Source organism: Haloarcula sp. H-hyl2 (assembly GCF_056934385.1).
Genome location: NZ_JBRIIJ010000003.1, coordinates 164,336 through 184,666, shown reverse-complemented (window position 1 = coordinate 184,666; position 20,331 = coordinate 164,336). Strand labels below are relative to the sequence as shown.

Below are 20,331 nucleotides of genomic sequence, written 5' to 3'. Positions count from 1 at the left end.
ACAATTGAAACGATGTACACACCGATCGCACTGCAGTCGTGCGATCGGGTGTGCAGTGACTTTCAATGGCTACTATAGGATCGGGGGGGTGGAGAGCGTGTGGTCGATGCAGGGAGCGGGAACCGGGACCCGTGTGAGCGTGGGAATGACGCGGCAATAAACCTTCTGTGGCCTCAAATGCCCATTTGAGTGCGGTGTCACGAAATACGTACAGAGTGGGCACCATATCTAATACATAAGTTATGCAAATTCATGCTAACAAGTATCCATATTACTTTATTACCTCATAGCGCGTCAGCAGAAGTAGGGAGTTTTCTTCCTGCTATCATGACCGCATCACAACTCACCACAGACACCCGTAACACGTTCGAAAGCACTCTCGGCGGAATCACCGTCCACGGCCGGGCTCACAGCCTCTCCGCGTGGTTCGTCCTCTCGCTCCGTCTCATGATGGGCTGGGCGTTCGCCTACTCGGGGTTCACCAAGATCGTCGCCGCCGAACCGTTCAGTTCGGGCGGGTACCTGGCCAACGTCGCTGCCGCGAACGGGAACCCGCTGGCGGGCCTGTTCGCCTGGATGGCCGCGACACCGTGGCTCGTCGAGTTCGCGAACGTCGCCGTCCCGTGGGGCGAACTGTTCATCGGCGTCGGCCTCCTCGTGGGCGCAATCGTCCGTCTCGCGGCGTTCTTCGGGGCGCTCCTCATGGCGATGTTCTACTTCGGCAACTGGGACATCACCCACGGCGTCATCAACGGCGACTTCGCCTACATGCTCGTGTTCCTCGCCGTCGCCGCGTTCGGTGCCGGCCGGATCCTCGGCCTGGACGCCTGGATCGAGAACTACGAGTTCGGTGGTCAGACGCTGATCGAGCGCTACCCGGTCCTCGAATACGTCCTCGGATAGGCATCGGGATTCGATTCGCAGAGCCACCGACGACTGTTTTGCTGATTGTACCGACCGACGAGCGTGAGCGCTGGTTCTTCCTCTTCGAGCCAAGCGCCGCCGGCCGGCCCATGACGATTAGTCCCCCGAACCCGTGGCTTTCGATATGGCAGACGTCGTCTGGGGAGTCAGACACGGCGAACGGCGGGACAGCGTCGACCCCGACTGGGAGACACACGCCGACCGCGTCCACGACCCTGGTCTCACCGAGCTTGGCCGGTGGGCAGCGTGGCGGGTCGGGCGGCGGTTCGCAGAGTCCGCTGTCGCCTTCGACGCGATCTACGCGTCACCGTTCCTGCGGACCGCAGAGACGGCCGACGAGATCTGTCGCGAGATCGGTGCGACGGCCGTCCTCGAACCGGGACTGGGTGAACACCGGAACGCCGAGTGGTTCGATGCGGAGCCGGAGACGGTCCCCCAGGAACGGCTGGCCGACTGGTTCGAGACGATCCGGCCGGTGCAGGACCCGTACGGTGACCCGTCCTTCCCGGAGACCCACACGCAGGCGATGGAACGCATCGGGCGGACCACACGTCGGATCGCCACCGACGTCGAGGGGACGGTCCTCCTGATCGGGCACGGAGCTACTATCGGCGGGATCGTCGACGGACTGGTCGGGGCCACGGACGAGGCCGACGCCCCGCTCTGTGGCCTGACCCGGCTCGAACGCCGGGAGACGGACTGGCATCTCGATTTCTCCGGGGACACGGCACATCTCGATCAGTGACCGGCCGGTAGCACTCCCGGAGGCGCTCAGCGCTCCCAGAGATCGGCCATCGCGTCCCAGGCGGGATCCGACGACGGGGGTTCGACCCTGGTCCCGTCGAGGCGGACGCCCGGCCCGTCGTCGGTCGGTTCCCGGACGGTTCCGACGACCGCTGCGGGCGTGCCGGCCGCTTCGAGTGCGTCGACTGCGGCACGCGCCGCTTCGGGTGGGGCAGTGAGCAGGAGCGTCCCCGCACTCGTGACAGTCCAGGGGTCGAGACCGACCGCGTCACAGACGGCCGTGACACCGGGGCGGAGCGGCGCGGCCTCGCGCTGGACGTCGAACAGCAGGCCAGCGCCGGTCGCCATCTCGGCGAGGCCACCGACGACACCGCCCTCGGTGGCGTCGTGCATCGCCGTCGGATCGCTCGCGGCGGTGATGCGGTTGGCGTCCGCGACCGCGAGGATGTCGTCGATGCGCTCGCGAGCCGTGGCGAGCGTCTCGGCCGACAGGCCCAGCGCCTCCGGGAACAGTTCCGCGAACAGCCCGGCGACTTCCGCGCCGGGGCCTGTCGAGACGACGATGTCGTCACCCGGTCGCGCACCGTCCGGCCTGACGAGGTCCGCCCGGTCGCCGACGCCGATGGCCGTCCCCCCGCCGACCCAGGAGTAGTCGACCCCCTCGTATCTGGCCGTGTGGCCGCCGACGATGCTGACACCCAGCGTCTCGGCGTGGTCGTGGATCCCCTGCCACGTCCGGGCGAGTTGCTCGTCGGTCATCGCCGTCGGAAGCGTGAGCGTCACCGCGAAGTGGGTCGGCGCGATGCCGGAGACGGCCACGTCCGTGAGAACGATATCGAGCGCCAGCCGACCGGAGCGCTCGAAGCCCAGTTCGGGCATAATCGAGACCGGGTCGGTCGCCAGCACGACGGCCCGGTTACCGACGTCGAGGACGCCGAAGTCGATCCCGTGTGTCGGCCCCAGTGCGACGTCGTCCCTGTCGGCACCGAGGAAGGGGGCGATGACGTCCGCGAAGACCCGACTATCGATCTTCCCGCGTTCGGTCATTGGCCCTACTTCCGGGGGAGAGGGTCATGTGTCCTGTGTCTCGCGGGCCACCCCGAGTGTCTCGCTAGTCGGTCTCTATCTCGGCCATCGTCTCCTCTAGCTCGGTGATGGCGTCATCGATATCCTCGACGAGTGATAGCTGACTCCGGTTCTCCGCGGCGATCGTGTCGACCGTCGTCGCGAGTTCGTCGGCCCGGTCGGCAGCTTCGTCGATCATGCTCGCGATCTCTTCGGTCGAGGCCGCCTGGTCGTCGGCCGCCGTGGCGACGTCCTGGATGCCACGGGCCGCCTCCGAGACCGCCGCAACGATGTCAGAGAGGGTCGTCAGTACCTCTTCTGTCCGTTCCAGGCCGGCTTCGAGTTCCTCGTTCGTCTCCCGGATGCCGGTGACCGTCCTGCTGGCTGTGGTCTGGACCTCGTCGATCGTCCGCTCGATCTCCTGGGCTTGCTGCTGGGAGTCTGTCGCGAGCGACTTGATCTCGTCGGCGACGACGCCGAACCCCTCGCCGGCCTCGCCGGCACGCGCGGCCTCGATCGAGGCGTTCAGCGCGAGCATGTTCGTCTGTTCGGCGATGTCGTCGATGACCTCGACGATGTCGTCGATATCACCGAGTCGGCGCTGCAACGCGGTGACGTCATCGCCCATCTCGTCGGCGGCGTCCCTGACAGACTCAATAACCTCGATGGCTTCGGTCGCGGCCTCCTGGCCGTCGGTCGCCAGCGATTCCGCTCGCTTGCTCGTGGCCTCGACCTCGCTGGCCGTCGAGGCGACCTCCTCGACATTGGCACTGAGGTTCGAGACCTCGCCGGCGACCTGTGTCATCGTCTCCTCCTGCCGGGCCGAGCGGTCGCTCATCTCCTCGGACCGCGTGGCAACGTCGTCCGCGGTCTCCCGCAGTTCGTGGACCGAAGTGCTGACCTCCTCGCTGACGGTCTCCTGTGCGTCGGCCATCCGGTCACGCTGGCGAACGATGTCGGTGACGATGGAGGTTAGCTCCACCGCACCGATCACCTCGCCGTCGAGGTCCTCCATCGGGACCGCCATCGAGCGGTTCCACAGGCGGCCGTTCGGTGTCGGCACCGAGCGGAACTCGTCCTCACGGACGGTCTCGCCGGTCCGTGCGACCGTCTCGGCGAGTATCTCGGACTCGCCCTCGGTGCCGAAGAACTCGTACCCCTCGGTCCCGATGGCTTCCGTCCGGTCACGTCCGTACTCCCTGGCTGCCGTCTCGTTGAAGTACCGCAGGACGCGGTCGTCGTCGACGGCGAACATCGGTTCGGGGAACTTCTCGATCAGCTGTGTGAACAGGTGTCGCCACTGGTCGCGCTCCGCCCGGAGCTGGTCGGCACTCTTCTCGTCGTCCGGGGCGTCGGTCTCGACTAACTCCCGGTACCCTCGTTCGCCGTTCAATGTCTGTGATCGGTCACTCATGCCAGTAGCCTCAGGTGCCCAGGTAGAGCTCTGCGACCTCCTGGGAGTCGAGCAGTTCCTCGCCGGTGCCTTCGAGTTTCGAGTCGCCCATATCCAGCACGACGCCGCGGTCGGACTCCTCCAGGGCGCGGCGTGCGTTCTGCTCGACCATCAGGACCGAGGTGCCGGTGTCGTTGATCTCGCTGATCTTGTCGAACATCTGGTCGACCAGATCGGGCGCGAGGCCGGCGGAGGGCTCGTCGAGGATCAACAGGTCCGGGTCGAGCATCAGGGCCGCTCCCATGGCGACCATCTGCTGTTGCCCGCCGCTCAGGTTCCCGGTGAGGGTCCCGGTCCGGTCCTGTAGCTCGGGGAACCGTTCGTAGACCGCCTGGACCCGCCGGTCGAAGTCGGCGTCGTCGGTCAGCGACCAGGCGCCCATCTTGAGGTTCTCCATCACGGTGAGGTTCGGGAAGATGTTCTCTGTCTGGGGGACGAAACACATCCCGTACTCGATGGCCTGATCGGCCGAGATAGCCGTGATATCCTCGCCCTGGAAGACGACGCGCCCCTCGCGCACGCGGAGGAGACCGACGATGGTCTTCAGGAACGTCGACTTGCCGGCCCCGTTGGGCCCGATGATCGTTACCATCTCGCCGTCGGTCATCTCCAGGCTGGCACCGTCGACGATGATGGCGTCGCCGTAGCCGCTCTTGAGGTCGGTGGCTTCCAGCAGCATCAGACCTCACCCCCGAAGTACGCCTCCAGCAGGTCCTCGTCCTTCTGGACCCAGGTTGGGGGGCCGCTGACGAGTACCTGGCCCTGGTGCATCCCGATCACCTTGTCGCTGATATCCATGATCATGTCGATGTCGTGTTCGACGATGAGGAAGGTGATCCCCTGGTCCGAGAGGGCCTCGATCATGTCGATGATCTCGTCGGTGAGACTGGGGTTGACACCGGCCATCGGCTCGTCGAGGAGGAGCAGATCCGGATCTGCCATCAGCGCGCGTCCCAGTTCGAGGAGTTTCCGCTGCCCACCCGAGAGGTTGCCCGCGTACTCGTCGCGGAGCTCCCACAGCTCCAGTTGTTTGAGGATGGTCTCGGCCTGGGACTCGATCTCTGCCTCGCGTTCGTCGGCCGTTCCGGCCAGGGCGTGGACGACCTTCTCGCCGTCGTGGTCCTGTCCGCCCAGGCGCATGTTCTGGCCGACCTTCATCCCGGTCAGTTCCCGCGTGATCTGGAACGTACGGACCATCCCACGCTGTGCGCGCTCCTCGGGAGAGACGTCGACGACGTTCTCGCCGCGAAACTCGACACGGCCCTCGTCGGCATCGTAGAAGCCGGTGATGAGGTTGAACGTGGTCGACTTCCCGGCGCCGTTTGGGCCGATGAGGCCGACGATACTCCCCTCCTCGACCTCGAAGCTCGCCCCGTCGACGGCGACGAGCCCACCGAAGGACTTCCTGAGGTCCTCGACCCGAAGTACTGCCTCGCTCATCGTGTCGCCTCCCCGAACAGGCCGTCCGGACGTGTCAACAGCCCACCGACGAGCAACACGAGTCCAATGATTGGCTTGTACTCGGCGGGGATGACGATCACCGACAGTTCCTGCATGAGCCCGATGGCGTACCCACCGACGACCGCGCCGACGGGATCACCGATGCCGCCCAGGATGACCGCAGCGAAGATGGGGATCAGCGAGAGGAACCCCATCGTCGGGCGGAGTTGGCCGTCGAGCCCCAGCATGATGCCTGCGATGGCGGCGATGACACCACCGACGATCCAGACGTACAGCACCAACCGCTCGGTGTCGACCCCGCGGATGCGCGCGAGGTCGGTGTCGTCCGAAGCGGCCCGCATCGCGATCCCGACGTCGGTCTTGCGCAAGAGCAGGAAGGTCCCGCCGAGGACGGCGAAACTGAGGACGACGATGGCGACCTGATCGGCCAGGATCTGGATACCGAAGTAGGTCGGCGCCTGCTCGATGGGGACCTCGAAGCGCTTGGCCCCGCTCCCCCAGATGATCCGGATGAGGTTGCGCAGGATGAACGAGAGCCCGATGGAGACGACGAGCAACACGATCGCCGACCGATCCCGAAAGTGCTGGAAGACGACCTTGTCGAAGGCGATCGCCAGGACACCCATCGCGGGGACGGCGATCGCTGCCGCGACGATCACCGGCAATCCGGCGGCGGTGTTCAGGCCGAACGCGATGAACGCACCCAGCGCCATGTACTCGCCGTAGGCGATGTTGATGAAATCGAGGATACCGAAGATCAGCGTCAGCCCCAGCGCGCCCAGCGCGATGAGGCTCCCCGAGACGAGGCCGAACCAGATGAACTGCGGATCGAACCCCGCCATCACTCGCCCTCCATGGACTGGCCCGCGGCCAGTCGCTCTCTGTCACCGAGCAGTCCCTGCGGTCGGTAGTACAGGACGGCGATGAGTGCGACGCCGATGACGATGAGCCGGATGAACGGCAGGTCGCCGCTGAACGGGATGCTGTTGGGGATGAACCGGGTGACCTGCCGGATACCGACGATGAACACCGTACCAGCGATAGCGCCGGCGTAGCTCCCGGCGCCGCCGATAATGACGGCCGCCCAGACGCTGAAGGTCAGCGACGGGAGGAACATCGTCGGGTTGATCGCGAAGAAGAAGTGCGCCCAGAGGCCGCCCGCCAGCCCCGCGACGCCGGCACCGAGGCCGAACGACTTCAGTTTGAACACCGACGTGCGCTTGCCCAGCGCCCGCGGGACGTTCTCGTCCTCGCGGACGGCGTGGAGCACGCGACCGAACGGGCTCTGAGAGAGTCGCTCGAAGACCAGGTAACTGGCGCCGAGAATCGCCGCCACGATCACCAGATAGAACAGGTCGTACCCCAGCATGAATCCGCCGAGGTCGAGCGGGAACGCACCCGCCATCGGGCGCGGGATGTCCTTGATCCCCTGGGAACCGCTGGTGAGCCAGGACTCGTTGGTGATGAGCAACCGGATCATCTCCGCCGCGCTCAGCGTGACCATCGCGAGGTAGTCACCCTCCAGTCGGACGCTTGTCAGCGCGATCAGGACACCGACAGCGGCGGCCAGTGCCGTCGCACCGACGAGGCCGACGACGATGGGGAGATCGAAGCCGATGGTTCGCGCCGCCAGGAGCCCCTCACCGCCCGGTGTCGTCAGGATGGTCGAGGTGTAGGCGCCGACTGCGAAGAAACCGGCGTGGGCGAAGTTGAGCAGCCCGGTGTCACCCCAGTGCATGTTCATCCCGACCGCCAGGAGGGCGTAGACGCCGACGATGATGCCGACGGTGACCAGGAGGGTGGCGTAGCTCATACGTCACCCCCTGCACTCGACTGTATCGTTCGTCGCTCCGTGCGCCGCCAGCATCTGTGGTTCGTGTAGAGCATAGCCTGAATCGAAGAGGTGTGTCGGTAGTCCGTGCTGTCAGGTCGGGCCGAAACCTCACTCCTGGGCCAGTTCCTCGGCGGAGTAGGTCTTGACCGTCTTCCACTCGCCGTCCTGGGCCTGCAGTGCCGAGAACGGGCCGAGCGGGTCGCCGGTGTCGTCGAAGTTCTGCGGGTTCGAGGCGCCGACGTAGTCGATCTCCTCGCCGTTCTCCAGTGCCTGTTTGCCCTCCGCGAAGGTCTGGACTTTCGTGCCAGGCGGGTTCCCCAGGTCGCCGAGGTGGTTGGGGACGGCCTCACGGGAGGCCTCACCCTCGGCGACGAATGCGAGCGCGATGAGGTTCATCGCGTCGTAGGCAGCCGCCGCGAACGCGCCCGGCTCCTTGTCGTGTATGCTGTTGTGTTTCTCCTGGAACGCGTCGTAGGCCGGGCCCGGTGCGGGTGCCTGCCCGACCATACCTTCCATCACGTCGGCCCCCATCTCCTCGATGAAATCGGGCGTCAGTACGTCGTTCCCGAGTAGCAACTCGAAGTCCTCGCTGGCGCCGGCCTCGACGTAGTTCTTGATGAACAGCCCGGTGACCTCCGTCGCGGCGGTCATCGAGACGACTTCCGCGTCGGAGTCCTGGAGCTTCTGGACCTCGCTCCGGTAAGAGCTCGCGCCCGGATCGAGCGCGGCTTCGGTCAGGACGTCCCCACCGAGGAACTTGAAGTACTCCCCGGAGGCCTTCGAGAAGCTCTGTGACCCCTTGTCGTTCTTGTACGCCAGCGCCATCTTGCGGTGGCCGAGCTCTTGGTAGGCGTACTGGGCCTGGGCTCGGGCACCGATACTGTCCGAGGGGACCGTCCGCCAGACGTACTCGCCGCCGATGTCGTCGAGCTGGATCGTCCCCGTCATCGGGGAGACGAACGACAGTCCGGCGCTCTGTGCCGGCTCCACGAGGCTCGGAGTCACCGTGCTCGACGGGCCGACCATCGTCACGACGCCCTGGCTGTCGAGTGTCTTGAACCCGCTGATAGCGGGCTGGGGTTTCGTCTCGGTGTCCTGCTCGGTAATCTCGACCGTCCGGCCGAGAACGCCCGTCGTGTTCACGCCGCCCTCGGATTCGAGGGCCGTGGTGACCGCACGCCGGGAGTTCGGCCCGATCCAGCCGAGGCCCCCGCTGAACGGCGAGAGGTTCCCGACCGGGATGGGTCCGGAGTCACTGCTGCTCCCCGTCGAGCCGCCATCGCTGCCGCCGTCGCCGCCCCCACCGTCGCCGCCGTCGCCCCCAGAGCCACCGTCGGAGCCGCCACCGCTGCCGCCGTCACCACCGCCACCGCCGTCACCGCTACAGCCCGCCAGGCCGAGCAGTACCGCCGTTCCAGCGCCTTTGAGGTACGTTCGACGTCCGATGCCACCCTGCGTGCCGTTACTGTCACGTTCTGGCATGAATCTAGCACCAGACTGGAATCACTTATATCTATGGGTGAAATTCATTATTATCTCCAGTCACCATATCTCCAGTCACCACTAGGTGCCGTTTAGAACACAACGAAACCCAAAATGAGCGATTCATCACCCACAAATATATGATTGCGGAGACATACACTCGAATGTACTCGACTGAGCCCTATGCCCGTATATGGTGGGTGGATAGAGTGATTGTACAGATATTGGCCGTCGACCAATTCGATAATGAGCCCGTTCAGCCCCACTAAGGCACAGATCCGAAACCTGCCCTCGTTCCATGCTTCGGCTGTCATGAGAATATGCACACGTGTGATCCAAAAGTACACTCGAATGAATTCGACACGATCCGACTCGCCTGAGTCGGGGTATTGCGGCCACGACAACGTTTATCCCTCTCCTTCCGCAACATCTCAATATGTCACCGGGGCGGGAACGCGATCAGAGTGCCGAACACTCGGACCGCGTGCCGCTGGACGCAGTGCTGGGCGTGTTCGAGGAACGGGACGACCGTGCTCGGCCGCTGACAGCCAGCGACATCATCGACGCGGTGGACTGTTCCCGCCGGACCGCCCACAACAAACTCAATACCCTCGTCGAACGGGGCGACCTGAAGACCCGGAAAGTCGGGTCGCGCAGCCGGGTCTGGTGGGTGCCGATGGAGGATTCCCCAGGAGAGGAGAGCGACGATCCCGCCATCCAGTCGATGGTCGACGACGTCGAGCTGCCCGGCACGGGCAAGACCCTGAAATCCAGGCGTGCAGCGCTGCTCGCGTCCTACGAGTACCTGCAGGAACACCCAGAGGCCAAGAAATCCGACTTTCTCCAGGACGTGTTCCCGGAGAACCCGGCGGAATACGAGACCGCCGAGGGGTGGTGGAACGCCATCCAGCCCGCGCTCGCGGAGCTTCCGGGTGTGGACCCGCCGGAGGAGCGCGGCCACATCTGGCACTTCCTGGGCGGGTAAACACTTTTGCCCCGCTCGCATGTGGTAGCATCACGGTGAGGACAGCGGTACCAGACAGCAACGGGGCGCCGAGATGAGCGACGACGAGATTCCCGAGCGCGAGGTGTACGCAACGGGTGCTGAAGGGCGCGAGTATCGCAGTAGTTCCTACATGCCCACCGCGTACGACAACCTCGACTTCGCGCCCGACAACGACGGCTATCCCGAGCGAGGTCGTGACGGGGAGTTCCGCGTGCTCGACCTCCCGAAGGTCCCGAAACTCTCCCACGTCGTCGGCCCCAGCGCGATCATGCTCGGGGCCTCCCTGGGTAGCGGTGAGACCCTCTTCTGGCCGGTGTTGATCGCGCAGCACGGCTGGGCGCTCTACTGGGCGTTCTTCTTCGGCGTCATCACACAGTTCTTCATGAACACGGAGATACAGCGCTGGACGCTGGCGACCGGCGAATCCGTCTTCCGTTCTTTCGAACGCGTCCACAGGTTCTGGCCGCTGTTTTTCCTCCTGCTCGGGTTCGTCAGTCTGGGCTGGCCGGGCTGGGCGGCCAGTGCCGCGAAGGTCGGCGCGATCGGGCTCGGTATCGCGGAGCTAACGCTGCAGGTAGGTGGGTTCGAGCTCGTCGCCTGGCGACTGTTCGGGATCGTCCTGATGATCCTGATCTGGGTGACCTACCAGTTGACACCGCTGATGTACAACGTCGTCGAGCGGATCCAGATCCTGCTGGTCTCTATCGCCTCGCTGTTCGCCGTCGCGCTGTTCGTCGCACTGGGCTCGGTGAACGAACTCGCGAACGTGCCCGGTGGCATCCTCAGCGTCGGGACTATCCCACCGGGCGGGGACATCGCCGTCTTCCTCGGCGGACTCGCCTACGCCGGCGCCGGCGGCTACCTCAACCTCTCACAGAGCCTCTGGGTCCGCGAGAAGGGGTACGCGATGGGCCGGTACCAGGGACGGATCAAGAACCCCATCGTCGGCGACGACCCCGAACCAGTCCAGCGAGAGGGCTTTACGTTCCCGCCGACGGTGACGAACCTGCGCCGGTGGCGGGGCTGGTGGCGGCTGGCACAGCTCGAACACCTGCTGACGTTCGTCGTCGGCCTCCTCGTCGTCGCGACGATGATGATGGCGCTGGCAGCCGAGTACGCCCACGGGACGTCCGACGACGGGGTCGTGATGTGGGCCGAGGTCATCGTGCCACAGGTCGGGCCGATCGGTGGCACCCTCATCTTCATGACGCTCTTTTTCGCCCTGTTGACCACCGAGTACGCCATCGTCGAATCGTTCGTTCGCAACAGTGCCGACATCGTCTACGAACTGTACGGCCGTGCTGCGGGCTGGAGCCTCCCACGTATCTTCTGGGGGTTGCTCACGGTATTCATCCTCTGGGGGATCGCTATCCTGGGGTCACCGATCCCCATCGAGCAACCGTTCGGCCTGCTCGTGGTCGCCGCCGCGATGTCGGGCGTGATGATGTGGCCCTACACGGCCCTCCTGCTCGTCGTCAACACGACGCGGCTCCCCGAACACACCCAGCCGGGATGGTTCCGAGTCGCTACCCAGTGGTGGGCGACCGGTTTCTTCGGGTACTTCAGCGTCTTGCTCATCGGGAACACGATGACGAACGTCGGCGTCCCGGTCTTCGACACGGCACCGAACGTCGTCGGGAGTGAGCCCGGGGGATACGTGCTGTTCGGGGTGTTCGCCCTCGTGCAGGCAGTCGTCGTCGTGGCCTCGATCCGCGGGAAACGCTCGACCGATCGAACGATAGAGGGGGCCGACGAGGCGGCCTGGTACTTCCCCTGACCGATGGCGCGTCCACTGGCCTCCCTGATCGACCGTAGCTGGGGCGTCTACATCGGTGGGGTAGGGACGGTGCTGACCGTCCGGACCGTCCTCCCGCCCGGGCCGGAACGGGCGCTCGGTGTGAGTCTCGTCGTCGGCGTGATGATCCTGACCTACACCGGGGAGCGATGGGACGATGCGGGCCGGCCCAGCATCCGGCGCGGAGTGGTCGGCGTGGCCACAGTGGGCGTCGTCGCTGGACTCTGGCTGGCACTCACAGGCCGGGTCGCCGGCCTCGCGTTCCTCGCTGGCGGGCTCCTGTTCGCGGACCGCGGCGTTCGAGGGGGCAGGACTCCGTGAGCGACGCCGTCCACGTCCACGTCCACTCGGTGATGGGGGGTACCTTCCCCCTCCGGATGGCCGACCTCGTGTTCACGGATTCGGCACTCGTCATCCCGGAGTACCAGTACCTGACGCCGCTGTTCGGCATCGCGCGGGGGAAGACCCACGAGGTCGCCGAGGAAGCCACCGAGCGCTATCGGCGGGACGGCCTCCCTGCCCTGGTCGAGTTCGCCGAGCGGACCCACCGTCTCCCGTACGACCGGGTGGACCGGGTCAGGCTCTACGACGGGCGCGGCTTCGGACGGCCGAAGGTGGCAGTCGACGTGGCGTCCGGGCCACCCTACGCGTACCGCATCCACGCCCCCGTCGAGATGGACGCGCTGGGCTCGGCGCTCGGGAATCTCGGGACCCGACGGGCGTTCGCGGTCGAGCACAACCCTGGGCTGGGGTTCGACCCGGTGGCGAGCCTGCGGCGGTTCCTGGCCGACCGGTGATCAGGGCAGCGCAGCGGCCAGTTTCTCGATCGGGTGTGGTGGTTCCCCCTCCGCGTCAGGCCGGTCGCCCAGTTGGGTGCGACACGACGCGCCCGGAGCGACCACCGTGTCGCCAACGCTGCCGTCGATCTGATCGAAGAGGATCGAGCCGATCGCCCTGCTCATCGAGTAGTGTTCGGCCTCGTAGCCGAAACTGCCGGCCATCCCACAGCAGCCCGAGTCCAGCGGGTCGACCTCGTAGGACGCCCGGCGGAGGACACCGACGGCGTGGTGATCCTTCCGGGTCGCCTTCTGGTGACAGTGGCCGTGGTAGGTCAGCGATTCGTCCGGGTCTTCCCAGTCGACCGCCCGATCGAGATCGAACCGGTCGAGATACTCACAGACACCGTAGGCGTTCGCCGCGACCGTCGTCGCGGCGTCGTCGTCGTGGCCCAGCAGGTCCAGGTAGTCCGATTGGACCATCACGGCGTCGGAGGGCTCGACGAGGACGACGTCCCACCCGGCCTCGACCTGCGGGGCCAGTGCCGCGACGTTCTCGGCGGCCGTCGCACGGGACTGCTCCAGGAACCCCTTCGAGTGGGCGGGCCGGCCGCTGTCGGTCCGGTCGGCCAGTCTGACGTGGACGCCCGCCGCCTCCAGCACGCGGACGGCCGCCTTCCCCACAGCCGGGTGACTGTAGTTCGTGTAGGTGTCGGGAAACAGCAGGGCCTTCCTGTCGGCCCCGTGTTCGGGGACCTGTGGCCCCCGAGCGGCGAACCAATCGGTCAGCGTCCGGCGCTTGAACGTCGGCAGCGTCCTGTCGCTGGCGATGCCGACCGTCTTCTCCATGAGCGAACGGACACCGGGGAGCCGCTGGGGCAGGGCGGAGAGCGGGGCGAGGGCGCTCCCCAGGCGTGCGAGCGTGTCGACGTTGGCAAACAGTCTGTCCCGGAGGCTCGCACCGTGTTCCTGGTGGTGCGCGTGTGAGACCTCGGCTTTGAGTTTCGCCATGTCGACCTCGCTCGGACAGTCCTTCGCACACCCCTTGCAACCGATACAGAGGTCCATCACCTCCGAGACGAACGCCTCGTCGGTCGGGTCGTCGGGCAGGTCGCCGCTCATCGCCTGCCGGAGCATGTTGGCACGCCCTCGGGTCGCGGTCACTTCCTCGTCTGCAGCACGGTAGGTGGGACACATGACCCCGCCGGTGGTCTCCTGGGGGCCGCGACAGCCCCCACAGCCGTGACAGAGTTCGACCATCCCCTGCATCCCGTTCTCGTTGTCCCAGTCCAGCGCAGCGTCGAACCCGGCGTCGAACTCGTAGTCGGGCGAGAATCGGAGATTCTCGGTCATGTCGACGGTGCGGGCCCGTTGCGGGGCCGTCCCGTCCGTGACCGCCGCCTCGTCGACACCGACCACCTGGCCGGGGTTCAACAGCCAGTCCGGGTCGAAGGCGGTCTTCAGACGCTGGAAACTGCGCCAGACGTCCTCGCCGTACAATTTCCGGTTCCACTGGGTCCGGGCGCGGCCGTCACCGTGTTCGCCCGAGACCGACCCGCCGTACTCGACGACCAGGTCGGTCACGGCGTCGGCGATGGCTTCCATCTGCTCGACGCCCTCGACGGTCTTCGTGTTCACGAGCGGCCGGATGTGCAGGACGCCAGGACCGGCGTGGGCGTAGAACGACGCGAACGTGTCGTGACTGTCGAGGATCTCCTGGAAGTCGCTGACGTACTCCGGGAGGTTCTCGGGCGGGATCGCCGTGTCCTCGATGAAGGCGATATGTTTCTCGTCGGTCGTCCGGGAGAGCAAGATCGGCAGCCCGGATTTGCGGAGCTTCCAGAACCGCTCGCGTTCGGCCTCGTCGTGGGCCTCCAGGGCGTCGAAGGCCCGGACCGGCGCGTCGACGGAGACCGCGTCGCTGGTCGGGTCGCCCCGCGTGTCGACTCCATCGGTCCGGTCCGCCAGGAGGTCCGCGACCTTCCGCTCCGCAGCAGCATCGTCCTCGGCGTAGAACTCGACGAGCAGGACCGCCCGGGTCCCGACCGGCAGCAGTTCGACCACGTCGGCGAACTCGGCGGTCTCGCGGGCCAGGTTCACGAGCGTGTCGTCGAGTACCTCGACGGCCGCCGGGTCGTGTTCGAGGATATCGTCGACATCCGCCATGGCGTCGACGAGTTCGTCGTATGCCAGCAGCGCCATCCCCTTGGTCGCCGGGACCGGTTCGAGCGAGACGGTCGCCTCGGTGACGATAGCCAGCGTCCCCTCGCTGCCGGCCAGGAGCGGCGCCAGGTTCACCGTTCCGTCGGCCGCATCCTCGACGACCCAGTCCAGGTTGTAGCCGGAGACGTTGCGCTTGAGATCGGGGTAGCGGGCCGCTATCTCGTCGCCGTCCTCCCGGAGGAGGCGGTCGAGTTCGGCGTAGATGCGCGCTTCGAGGTCACCCGTGGGGTCGCCGCGCTCGGCGAGGTCCGTCCGATCGACCGGGCCGAACGTGGTGACGGTCCCGTCGGCGAGGACGACCTCGCACTCCTCGACGTAGGCATCGGTCTTGCCGTACTGGAGTGAATGTGCGCCGGTCGAGTTGTTGCCGATGGCCCCGCCGAGCACGCTCTTGTCCCCCCAGGCCGGATCGGGCGCGAACTTCAGGTCGTGTTCAGCAAGTGCCGCGTCGAGGTCGCCGAGGGTGATGCCGGGCTGAGCGCGCGCCTCGCGAGCGGCCGGCTCGACCGACCGTAGATCGTCCATGTGGCGTGTGAAATCCAACACGACGGCCTCGTTGACCGCCTGGCCGGCGAGACTGGTGCCGCCGCCGCGCGGGAGGACCGGGACGTCGTTGTCGGCGCAGTACTCGACGACGGCGGCGACGTCCGCTGTCGACCGCGGGAAGACGACGCCGATGGGCGTCACCTCGTAGATACTCGCGTCCGTCGCGTACAACTGGCGTGAGTACTCGTCGAACCGGACGTCCCCGTCGACGAGCGATTCGAGATCGGCGACCAGATCTGGTCGGGCCACCGCCGTACCGCGATAGTCGTAGTTCGATGCCTCGTCGGTCGAGGGGTCGTCTCTGTCTCCGGAATCGGTTGCCATCGTGTGTGCGCTCCATGGGCGCTGGCACCACCGGCCCGTGACCGGGGAGCCAACACACCTCGTGGTCCCGTGTAATTAGACGAGCATCAAAACTGTTCCGCCGAAAACGGTAGCGACGGGAACAAGAGATTCGATAGTTCGCCTCATTGAGGACGTAGAGAGGCCAGAGAGATCGTTTCGTCAGTAAGGCATCTCGACAGCCTGTCCCACCGATAGCTTTACCATTGTACACTCGTGTGTACCTAGCAACATGGGAACGACACACGTGGACGAGTTCGCTGCGTCGGCCCGCGCGGTCGAGGCGGCGGTGACCGAGACCTCGGCGGCGGCGTTCGCCGAGACACTCTCGTCAGTGGTAACGGCCCCGGCTATCGGGACGCCGCTGGCCATCGACGGGCTCTCCTACGAGGGGACGCCGGTCGATCCCGACCCGACGAGTGCCGACCTGCTGGACGCCGAGACGGGCGTGACGGCCGGCCGACTCGCGATCGCCGACTACGGATCGGTGGTCCTCGAGGAGTCGGGCGCGGGTGAGGAACTGCTCGGGTTGTACCCGGCGCTGCACGTCGTGGTCGTCCGGGCCAGCGACGTCGTCCCGGATATGGAACGCGCCTTCGAGGAACTGGACGAACCGCTGACCGCCGGTCGAGCGGACGAGATCATCGCGACTGGCCCCAGCGCGACCGCCGACATGGGTGCCGTCGTCACCGGCGTCCACGGGCCCCACGACGTCCACGTGGTCGTCGTCACGGACCGATGAGCGACTCGCGCGACCAGAAGGCGTCACACATCCGCGCTGTCCTCGACGCCGATGGTGAGGCCGTCGCCGAGAACACAAAGACGTTCAATCAGGGCCGGTACGACTCCGTGGCCGGCCTGGACGACTACGAGGCACTCAAGCGGACCGCCCGCTCGATCAAGGAGGACGCCATCGCGGACCTGCCGGCGCTGATCGAGCAGGTCCGCGAGACCGTCGAGGAGAACGGCGGAACCGTCTACGTCGCGGACGACGACGCTGACGCGCGTGAGTACATCGGTGGGATCGTCGCCGAGAACGACGCCGAGAGCCTCGTCAAGAGCAAGTCCATGACCAGCGAGGAACTGGAGATCAACGACCACCTCCAGGAGCGTGGCTGTGACGTCTGGGAGACCGACCTCGGCGAGTTCGTGCTGCAGGTGGCCGACGAGGCACCCTCTCACATCGTCGCGCCGGCCATCCACCGGTCGCGGGAGTCCATCGCGGAACTGTTCACGGAGTACTTCGACCCCGACGAGGAACTGGAGAGCGCCGCCGACCTGACCGCGTTCGCCCGCGAGTACCTGGCCGACCGTATCAGGGAGGCCGACATCGGGATGACCGGCGCGAACTTCGTCGCCGCAGACTCCGGGACCATGGCGCTGGTCACGAGCGAGGGCAACGCCCGGAAGTGCGTCGCGACGACCGACACCCACATCGCCGTGGCCGGCGTCGAGAAACTCGTCCCGTCGGTCGAACAGTTACAGCCGTTCGTCGAACTCATCGGTCGGTCCGGAACCGGCCAGGACATCACCGCGTACGTCTCGCTGCTGACGCCGCCGGTCGACACCCCGGTTCCGGCGTTCGACGACGCCGAGACACCGTTGGCGGACATCGACACCGAGCGTGACTTCCACCTCGTGCTCGTGGACAACGGACGCCGTGACTTGCGCGACGACGACCAGCTACGGGAGACGCTGTACTGTATCCGCTGTTCGGCCTGTCTGAACTCCTGTGCGAACTTCCAGCACGTCGGCGGCCACGCCTTCGGCGGCGAGACGTACTCCGGCGGCATCGGGACCGGCTGGGAGTACGCGACCCACGGCGCCGACAGCGCCGCGGAGTTCAACGACCTCTGTACCGGCTGTAGCCGCTGTGTCAACCAGTGCCCGGTCGAGATAGACATCCCGTGGATCAACACCGTCGTCCGTGACCGGCGTAACCACGACGACGAGCCCGACAGCTACGACTTCCTCGTCGACGGGCTCACGCCGGACGAGGAGCCGACCGGGCTGGACATCCAGAAACGGTTCTTCGGGAACTTCGAGACCGCCGCGCGGTTGGGGAGCGCGACCGCGCCGGTGTCGAACTGGATAGCGGACACGCGGCCCGTCCGATGGGCGCTCGAACGGGCCGTCGGCGTGGACCGTCGCCGTGACCTCCCCACCTTCGAGCGGGAATCCTTCGTAGCGTGGTTCGCCGACAGGGGGCCACAGGTCCCCGCGTCGGCGGCCGACCGTGAGGCAGTCGTCTACCCCGACGTCTACACCAACTACGTGACCACGGAGCGGGGGAAGGCCGCCGTCAGGGCGCTCGAAGCACTGGACGTCCACGTGCGCGTCCCCGATGCCGGCGAGTCCGGCCGGGCCCCGCTCTCACAGGGGATGGTATCGACCGCCGAGGACCACGCACGTGCAGTCGCGGACACCCTCGACGACCACCTCGACGCCGGCCGTGACGTCGTCGTCGTCGAACCCAGCGACTACGCCATGTTCCAGCGCGAGTACGAGCGACTGCTCCCCGAGGAGACCGCGGACCGCCTCCGCGAGGACAGTTACGAGGTCATGGAGTACGTCTACGGCCTGCTGGAGAACGGAGGCGACCCGACTGCGCTGGCGACCGGTGACGACGCCCTCGCCTACCACGCCCACTGTCAACAGCGAACGCTGGGGCTGGAGCCACACACGGTGTCCGTCCTCGAAGCCGTCGGCCACCAGGTCGAGACATCCGAGGTCGAGTGTTGCGGGATGGCCGGCAGTTTCGGGTACAAACGCGAGTACTACGACCTGGCGATGGACGTCGGGAGCGACCTCGCGGCACAGTTCACCGAACCGGGAATGGACGACCGGACCGTCGTCGCCAGCGGCACGTCATGTCTGGAGCAACTGGACGCGCTGTTGACCCGACCCGCGACACACCCCGTCGAGGTCATCGCGCCCGGTCCGCCTGACTGAGGCCACCAGTCCAGCGACTTGATCCGAACCACCGGCTTATATCACCGAGTGGCCGCTAGCTCCGGTGATGACCGTCACCGCGATGCTGACAGTCGCGCCGCTGGACGACGCGGACGCCGACTTCGACGCAGAGATCGCCGCTGCTATCGAGGCGCTCGACGAGTTCGACGTCGAGTACGAGACACACCCGATGGAGACCACCATCGAGGCAGCAAGCCTGAGCGAAGTGTTCGACGCAGCACAGGCCGCGACCGAGGCCGTCGATGCCTCGCGGACGCTGACGAGCCTGAAGGTCGACCACTTCCGGGAGGAATCGCTGTCGGTCGGCGAGAAGGTCGACCGCGTCGAGACGCACCTGGGCCACGCCGCACGGAGTGACCGATGACGCGTCGACGGGCCTTCCTCCGCGCGCTCGGCGGTGCCGGCGCCCTCGGCCTCGCTGGCTGTATGAGCGGCGCCTCGCAGTCGAGTTCCTACGACACCGTCCGGGTCGCGACCTACAACTCCTTCATCGACGCGCCGTCGACGAGCGCCGGCGACTGGGTCAAAGAGGAGTTCGAGTCACGGAACGAGGACCTGACACTGGAGTGGGTCGTCCCGGACGGCGGCCTCCAGCACTTCTTCCAGCGCCAGCAACAGGGGGCCGACCTCGGCGCCGACGCCTTCGTCGGCGTCACCGCACCGGATCTGGTCAACGCCGACGAGCAACTCGACGACCCGCTCTTTACCTCCTACGACACGAGCGCCGTCGAGAACAGCGACAACGTCGTCGACGCCTACGAGTTCGACCCACAGGAGCGGGTCATCCCGACCGGCGCCTCCTACGTCAGCCTGGTCTACGACGAGAGCGTCGTCGACGAACCCGAGACCTTCGACGAGCTGACGACCGAGGAGTACGCCGATACGCTCCTGCTGGCGAACCCCCAGAGCACGACGACCGGCCTGTTGTTCCTGCTGTGGACAATCCACAACAAGGGGAGCGACGGCTATCTCGACTACTGGCGCAAGCTGATGGACAACGGCGTCACCATCCTGGGGTCGTGGGGCGACGCCTACGCCGCCTACTCCGAGGAAGAGAAACCGATGGTCGTCTCCTACTCGACCGACCAAGTCTACGCCGCCAACCAGGATCAGGACATGACTCGCCACCAGGTCGGCTTCCCCAACGACCAGGGGTACGCCTACGTCGACGGCACCGCGAAGTTCGCCGCGACCGACCGGGGCGAACTCGTCGACCGGTTCACATCGTTCATGCTCGACCCCGCGGTCCAGCAGGAGGTCGCCGTCAAGAACGTCGGCCTCCCGACCGTCTCGAACGCGTCGTTGCCAGAGGAGTTCGCCCAGTACGCCCACGAACCCGAGACCCCGGTCCAGTTCGGCTACGACAAACTGGCCGAGAACCTCGACACCTGGCGCGAGGACTGGAGCAAGCAGGTCGCCTCGAACTGACTCGCGTTCACAGTGCGTTATCGCCGACGTGCCGTGCCACACGGGGTCGGCCCGGTCGGTATGACAGATCGCAGACTGGTACACGAATCGCCCGAGACCGAAATCGTGTTGCTATTCGACAGGTAGATATATAAGTATTATTTCATAATCAAAATCGATGCTGAAGGCGTTCCGTCCGCTGTACTTCGAGTGCTCGGAATCGTGTGAAATACCTCTTCGGGGCTTCTACTCGGAGAAACAGACTCCCGGTTTCGATAAACTCCTGTGTCAAGTTATCAC

The 20,331-nt window shown here is 66.1% G+C and carries 18 protein-coding genes; 10 read left to right on the top strand and 8 right to left on the bottom strand.

All coding sequences use genetic code 11. The annotated features are described in order from the left end of the window. Window positions 1-327: 327 nt before the first annotated feature. Both Hhyl2_RS18195 and Hhyl2_RS18190 read left to right on the top strand, forming a co-directional pair. On the top strand, window positions 328-903 hold the full coding sequence (locus tag Hhyl2_RS18195) for a DoxX family protein (RefSeq protein ID WP_483552212.1): 576 nt from the start codon (window positions 328-330) through the stop codon (window positions 901-903). Between the two features lie 145 nt (window positions 904-1,048). Beyond that, the gene (locus Hhyl2_RS18190; protein ID WP_483552211.1) at window positions 1,049-1,669 is read left to right on the top strand and encodes a histidine phosphatase family protein; all 621 of its coding nucleotides are present in this window, start codon (window positions 1,049-1,051) and stop codon (window positions 1,667-1,669) included. A gap of 26 nt (window positions 1,670-1,695) precedes the next feature. Here Hhyl2_RS18190 and Hhyl2_RS18185 read toward each other — a convergent pair whose 3' ends face one another. From Hhyl2_RS18185 to Hhyl2_RS18155, 7 genes are all read right to left on the bottom strand, one after another. Next, window positions 1,696-2,715, bottom strand: a complete 1,020-nt coding sequence (locus Hhyl2_RS18185) for an AIR synthase family protein (protein ID WP_483552210.1) — start codon at window positions 2,713-2,715, stop codon at window positions 1,696-1,698. 64 nt (window positions 2,716-2,779) lie between these two features. Beyond that, window positions 2,780-4,147 carry a methyl-accepting chemotaxis protein gene (locus Hhyl2_RS18180; protein ID WP_483552209.1) on the bottom strand — a complete coding sequence of 456 codons (1,368 nt, stop codon included), beginning with the start codon at window positions 4,145-4,147 and terminating at the stop codon, window positions 2,780-2,782. Between the two features lie 10 nt (window positions 4,148-4,157). After that, window positions 4,158-4,868, bottom strand: a complete 711-nt coding sequence (locus Hhyl2_RS18175) for an ABC transporter ATP-binding protein (RefSeq protein WP_483552427.1) — start codon at window positions 4,866-4,868, stop codon at window positions 4,158-4,160. Continuing rightward, a complete protein-coding gene (locus Hhyl2_RS18170) occupies window positions 4,865-5,626 on the bottom strand; it encodes an ABC transporter ATP-binding protein (RefSeq protein WP_483552208.1) in 762 nt (253 codons plus the stop codon). The genes Hhyl2_RS18175 and Hhyl2_RS18170 overlap by 4 nt, the downstream gene beginning before the upstream one ends. Next, window positions 5,623-6,489, bottom strand: a complete 867-nt coding sequence (locus Hhyl2_RS18165) for a branched-chain amino acid ABC transporter permease (protein WP_483552207.1) — start codon at window positions 6,487-6,489, stop codon at window positions 5,623-5,625. The genes Hhyl2_RS18170 and Hhyl2_RS18165 overlap by 4 nt, the downstream gene beginning before the upstream one ends. After that, window positions 6,489-7,460 carry a branched-chain amino acid ABC transporter permease gene (locus Hhyl2_RS18160; protein ID WP_483552206.1) on the bottom strand — a complete coding sequence of 324 codons (972 nt, stop codon included), beginning with the start codon at window positions 7,458-7,460 and terminating at the stop codon, window positions 6,489-6,491. Before Hhyl2_RS18160 ends, Hhyl2_RS18165 begins: the two co-directional genes overlap by 1 nt. 129 nt (window positions 7,461-7,589) lie before the next feature. Continuing rightward, window positions 7,590-8,963 (bottom strand): ABC transporter substrate-binding protein, encoded by a 1,374-nt coding sequence (locus Hhyl2_RS18155; protein WP_483552205.1) that lies wholly within the window; start codon window positions 8,961-8,963, stop codon window positions 7,590-7,592. A gap of 436 nt (window positions 8,964-9,399) precedes the next feature. Between Hhyl2_RS18155 and Hhyl2_RS18150 the strand changes: the two genes are divergently transcribed. The 4 genes from Hhyl2_RS18150 (at window position 9,400) to Hhyl2_RS18135 (ending at window position 12,561) form a co-directional block, all read left to right on the top strand. Then, window positions 9,400-9,948: an ArsR family transcriptional regulator gene (locus tag Hhyl2_RS18150; RefSeq protein ID WP_483552204.1), complete on the top strand. Its 549-nt coding sequence runs from the start codon at window positions 9,400-9,402 to the stop codon at window positions 9,946-9,948. A 73-nt stretch (window positions 9,949-10,021) separates the two neighbouring features. Then, entirely contained in the window at window positions 10,022-11,746 is a 1,725-nt protein-coding gene (locus Hhyl2_RS18145) for an Nramp family divalent metal transporter (protein WP_483552203.1), read from the top strand. Between the two features lie 3 nt (window positions 11,747-11,749). Next, window positions 11,750-12,085, top strand: coding sequence for a hypothetical protein (locus Hhyl2_RS18140; RefSeq protein ID WP_483552202.1), 336 nt, complete (start codon window positions 11,750-11,752; stop codon window positions 12,083-12,085). Next, a complete protein-coding gene (locus tag Hhyl2_RS18135) occupies window positions 12,082-12,561 on the top strand; it encodes a hypothetical protein (RefSeq protein ID WP_483552201.1) in 480 nt (159 codons plus the stop codon). Before Hhyl2_RS18140 ends, Hhyl2_RS18135 begins: the two co-directional genes overlap by 4 nt. Here Hhyl2_RS18135 and Hhyl2_RS18130 read toward each other — a convergent pair whose 3' ends face one another. Beyond that, a complete protein-coding gene (locus tag Hhyl2_RS18130; protein WP_483552200.1) occupies window positions 12,562-15,633 on the bottom strand; it encodes an FAD-binding and (Fe-S)-binding domain-containing protein in 3,072 nt (1,023 codons plus the stop codon). It abuts the gene before it with no gap. Between the two features lie 250 nt (window positions 15,634-15,883). Here Hhyl2_RS18130 and Hhyl2_RS18125 point away from each other — a divergent pair, with 250 nt between their 5' ends. The 4 genes from Hhyl2_RS18125 (at window position 15,884) to Hhyl2_RS18110 (ending at window position 20,052) form a co-directional block, all read left to right on the top strand. Further along, on the top strand, window positions 15,884-16,393 hold the full coding sequence (locus tag Hhyl2_RS18125; RefSeq protein WP_483552199.1) for an LUD domain-containing protein: 510 nt from the start codon (window positions 15,884-15,886) through the stop codon (window positions 16,391-16,393). Continuing rightward, window positions 16,390-18,603: an LUD domain-containing protein gene (locus Hhyl2_RS18120; protein ID WP_483552198.1), complete on the top strand. Its 2,214-nt coding sequence runs from the start codon at window positions 16,390-16,392 to the stop codon at window positions 18,601-18,603. Before Hhyl2_RS18125 ends, Hhyl2_RS18120 begins: the two co-directional genes overlap by 4 nt. A gap of 67 nt (window positions 18,604-18,670) precedes the next feature. Then, the gene (locus Hhyl2_RS18115; protein ID WP_483552197.1) at window positions 18,671-18,988 is read left to right on the top strand and encodes a thiamine-binding protein; all 318 of its coding nucleotides are present in this window, start codon (window positions 18,671-18,673) and stop codon (window positions 18,986-18,988) included. Further along, window positions 18,985-20,052 carry a thiamine ABC transporter substrate-binding protein gene (locus Hhyl2_RS18110; protein ID WP_483552195.1) on the top strand — a complete coding sequence of 356 codons (1,068 nt, stop codon included), beginning with the start codon at window positions 18,985-18,987 and terminating at the stop codon, window positions 20,050-20,052. The genes Hhyl2_RS18115 and Hhyl2_RS18110 overlap by 4 nt, the downstream gene beginning before the upstream one ends. The last annotated feature ends 279 nt before the right edge of the window (window positions 20,053-20,331 follow it).

Excerpts from the sequence above, each read along its gene's own strand:
- Hhyl2_RS18195 (WP_483552212.1), top strand. The coding sequence starts at position 328 with ATGACCGCATCACAACTCACCACAGACACCCGTAACACGTTCGAAAGC.
- Hhyl2_RS18190 (WP_483552211.1), top strand. The coding sequence starts at position 1,049 with ATGGCAGACGTCGTCTGGGGAGTCAGACACGGCGAACGGCGGGACAGC.
- Hhyl2_RS18185 (WP_483552210.1), bottom strand. The coding sequence starts at position 2,715 with ATGACCGAACGCGGGAAGATCGATAGTCGGGTCTTCGCGGACGTCATC.
- Hhyl2_RS18180 (WP_483552209.1), bottom strand. The coding sequence starts at position 4,147 with ATGAGTGACCGATCACAGACATTGAACGGCGAACGAGGGTACCGGGAG.
- Hhyl2_RS18170 (WP_483552208.1), bottom strand. The coding sequence starts at position 5,626 with ATGAGCGAGGCAGTACTTCGGGTCGAGGACCTCAGGAAGTCCTTCGGT.
- Hhyl2_RS18165 (WP_483552207.1), bottom strand. The coding sequence starts at position 6,489 with ATGGCGGGGTTCGATCCGCAGTTCATCTGGTTCGGCCTCGTCTCGGGG.
- Hhyl2_RS18160 (WP_483552206.1), bottom strand. The coding sequence starts at position 7,460 with ATGAGCTACGCCACCCTCCTGGTCACCGTCGGCATCATCGTCGGCGTC.
- Hhyl2_RS18155 (WP_483552205.1), bottom strand. The coding sequence starts at position 8,963 with ATGCCAGAACGTGACAGTAACGGCACGCAGGGTGGCATCGGACGTCGA.
- Hhyl2_RS18150 (WP_483552204.1), top strand. The coding sequence starts at position 9,400 with ATGTCACCGGGGCGGGAACGCGATCAGAGTGCCGAACACTCGGACCGC.
- Hhyl2_RS18145 (WP_483552203.1), top strand. The coding sequence starts at position 10,022 with ATGAGCGACGACGAGATTCCCGAGCGCGAGGTGTACGCAACGGGTGCT.
- Hhyl2_RS18140 (WP_483552202.1), top strand. The coding sequence starts at position 11,750 with ATGGCGCGTCCACTGGCCTCCCTGATCGACCGTAGCTGGGGCGTCTAC.
- Hhyl2_RS18130 (WP_483552200.1), bottom strand. The coding sequence starts at position 15,633 with ATGGCAACCGATTCCGGAGACAGAGACGACCCCTCGACCGACGAGGCA.
- Hhyl2_RS18125 (WP_483552199.1), top strand. The coding sequence starts at position 15,884 with ATGGGAACGACACACGTGGACGAGTTCGCTGCGTCGGCCCGCGCGGTC.
- Hhyl2_RS18120 (WP_483552198.1), top strand. The coding sequence starts at position 16,390 with ATGAGCGACTCGCGCGACCAGAAGGCGTCACACATCCGCGCTGTCCTC.
- Hhyl2_RS18115 (WP_483552197.1), top strand. The coding sequence starts at position 18,671 with ATGACCGTCACCGCGATGCTGACAGTCGCGCCGCTGGACGACGCGGAC.
- Hhyl2_RS18110 (WP_483552195.1), top strand. The coding sequence starts at position 18,985 with ATGACGCGTCGACGGGCCTTCCTCCGCGCGCTCGGCGGTGCCGGCGCC.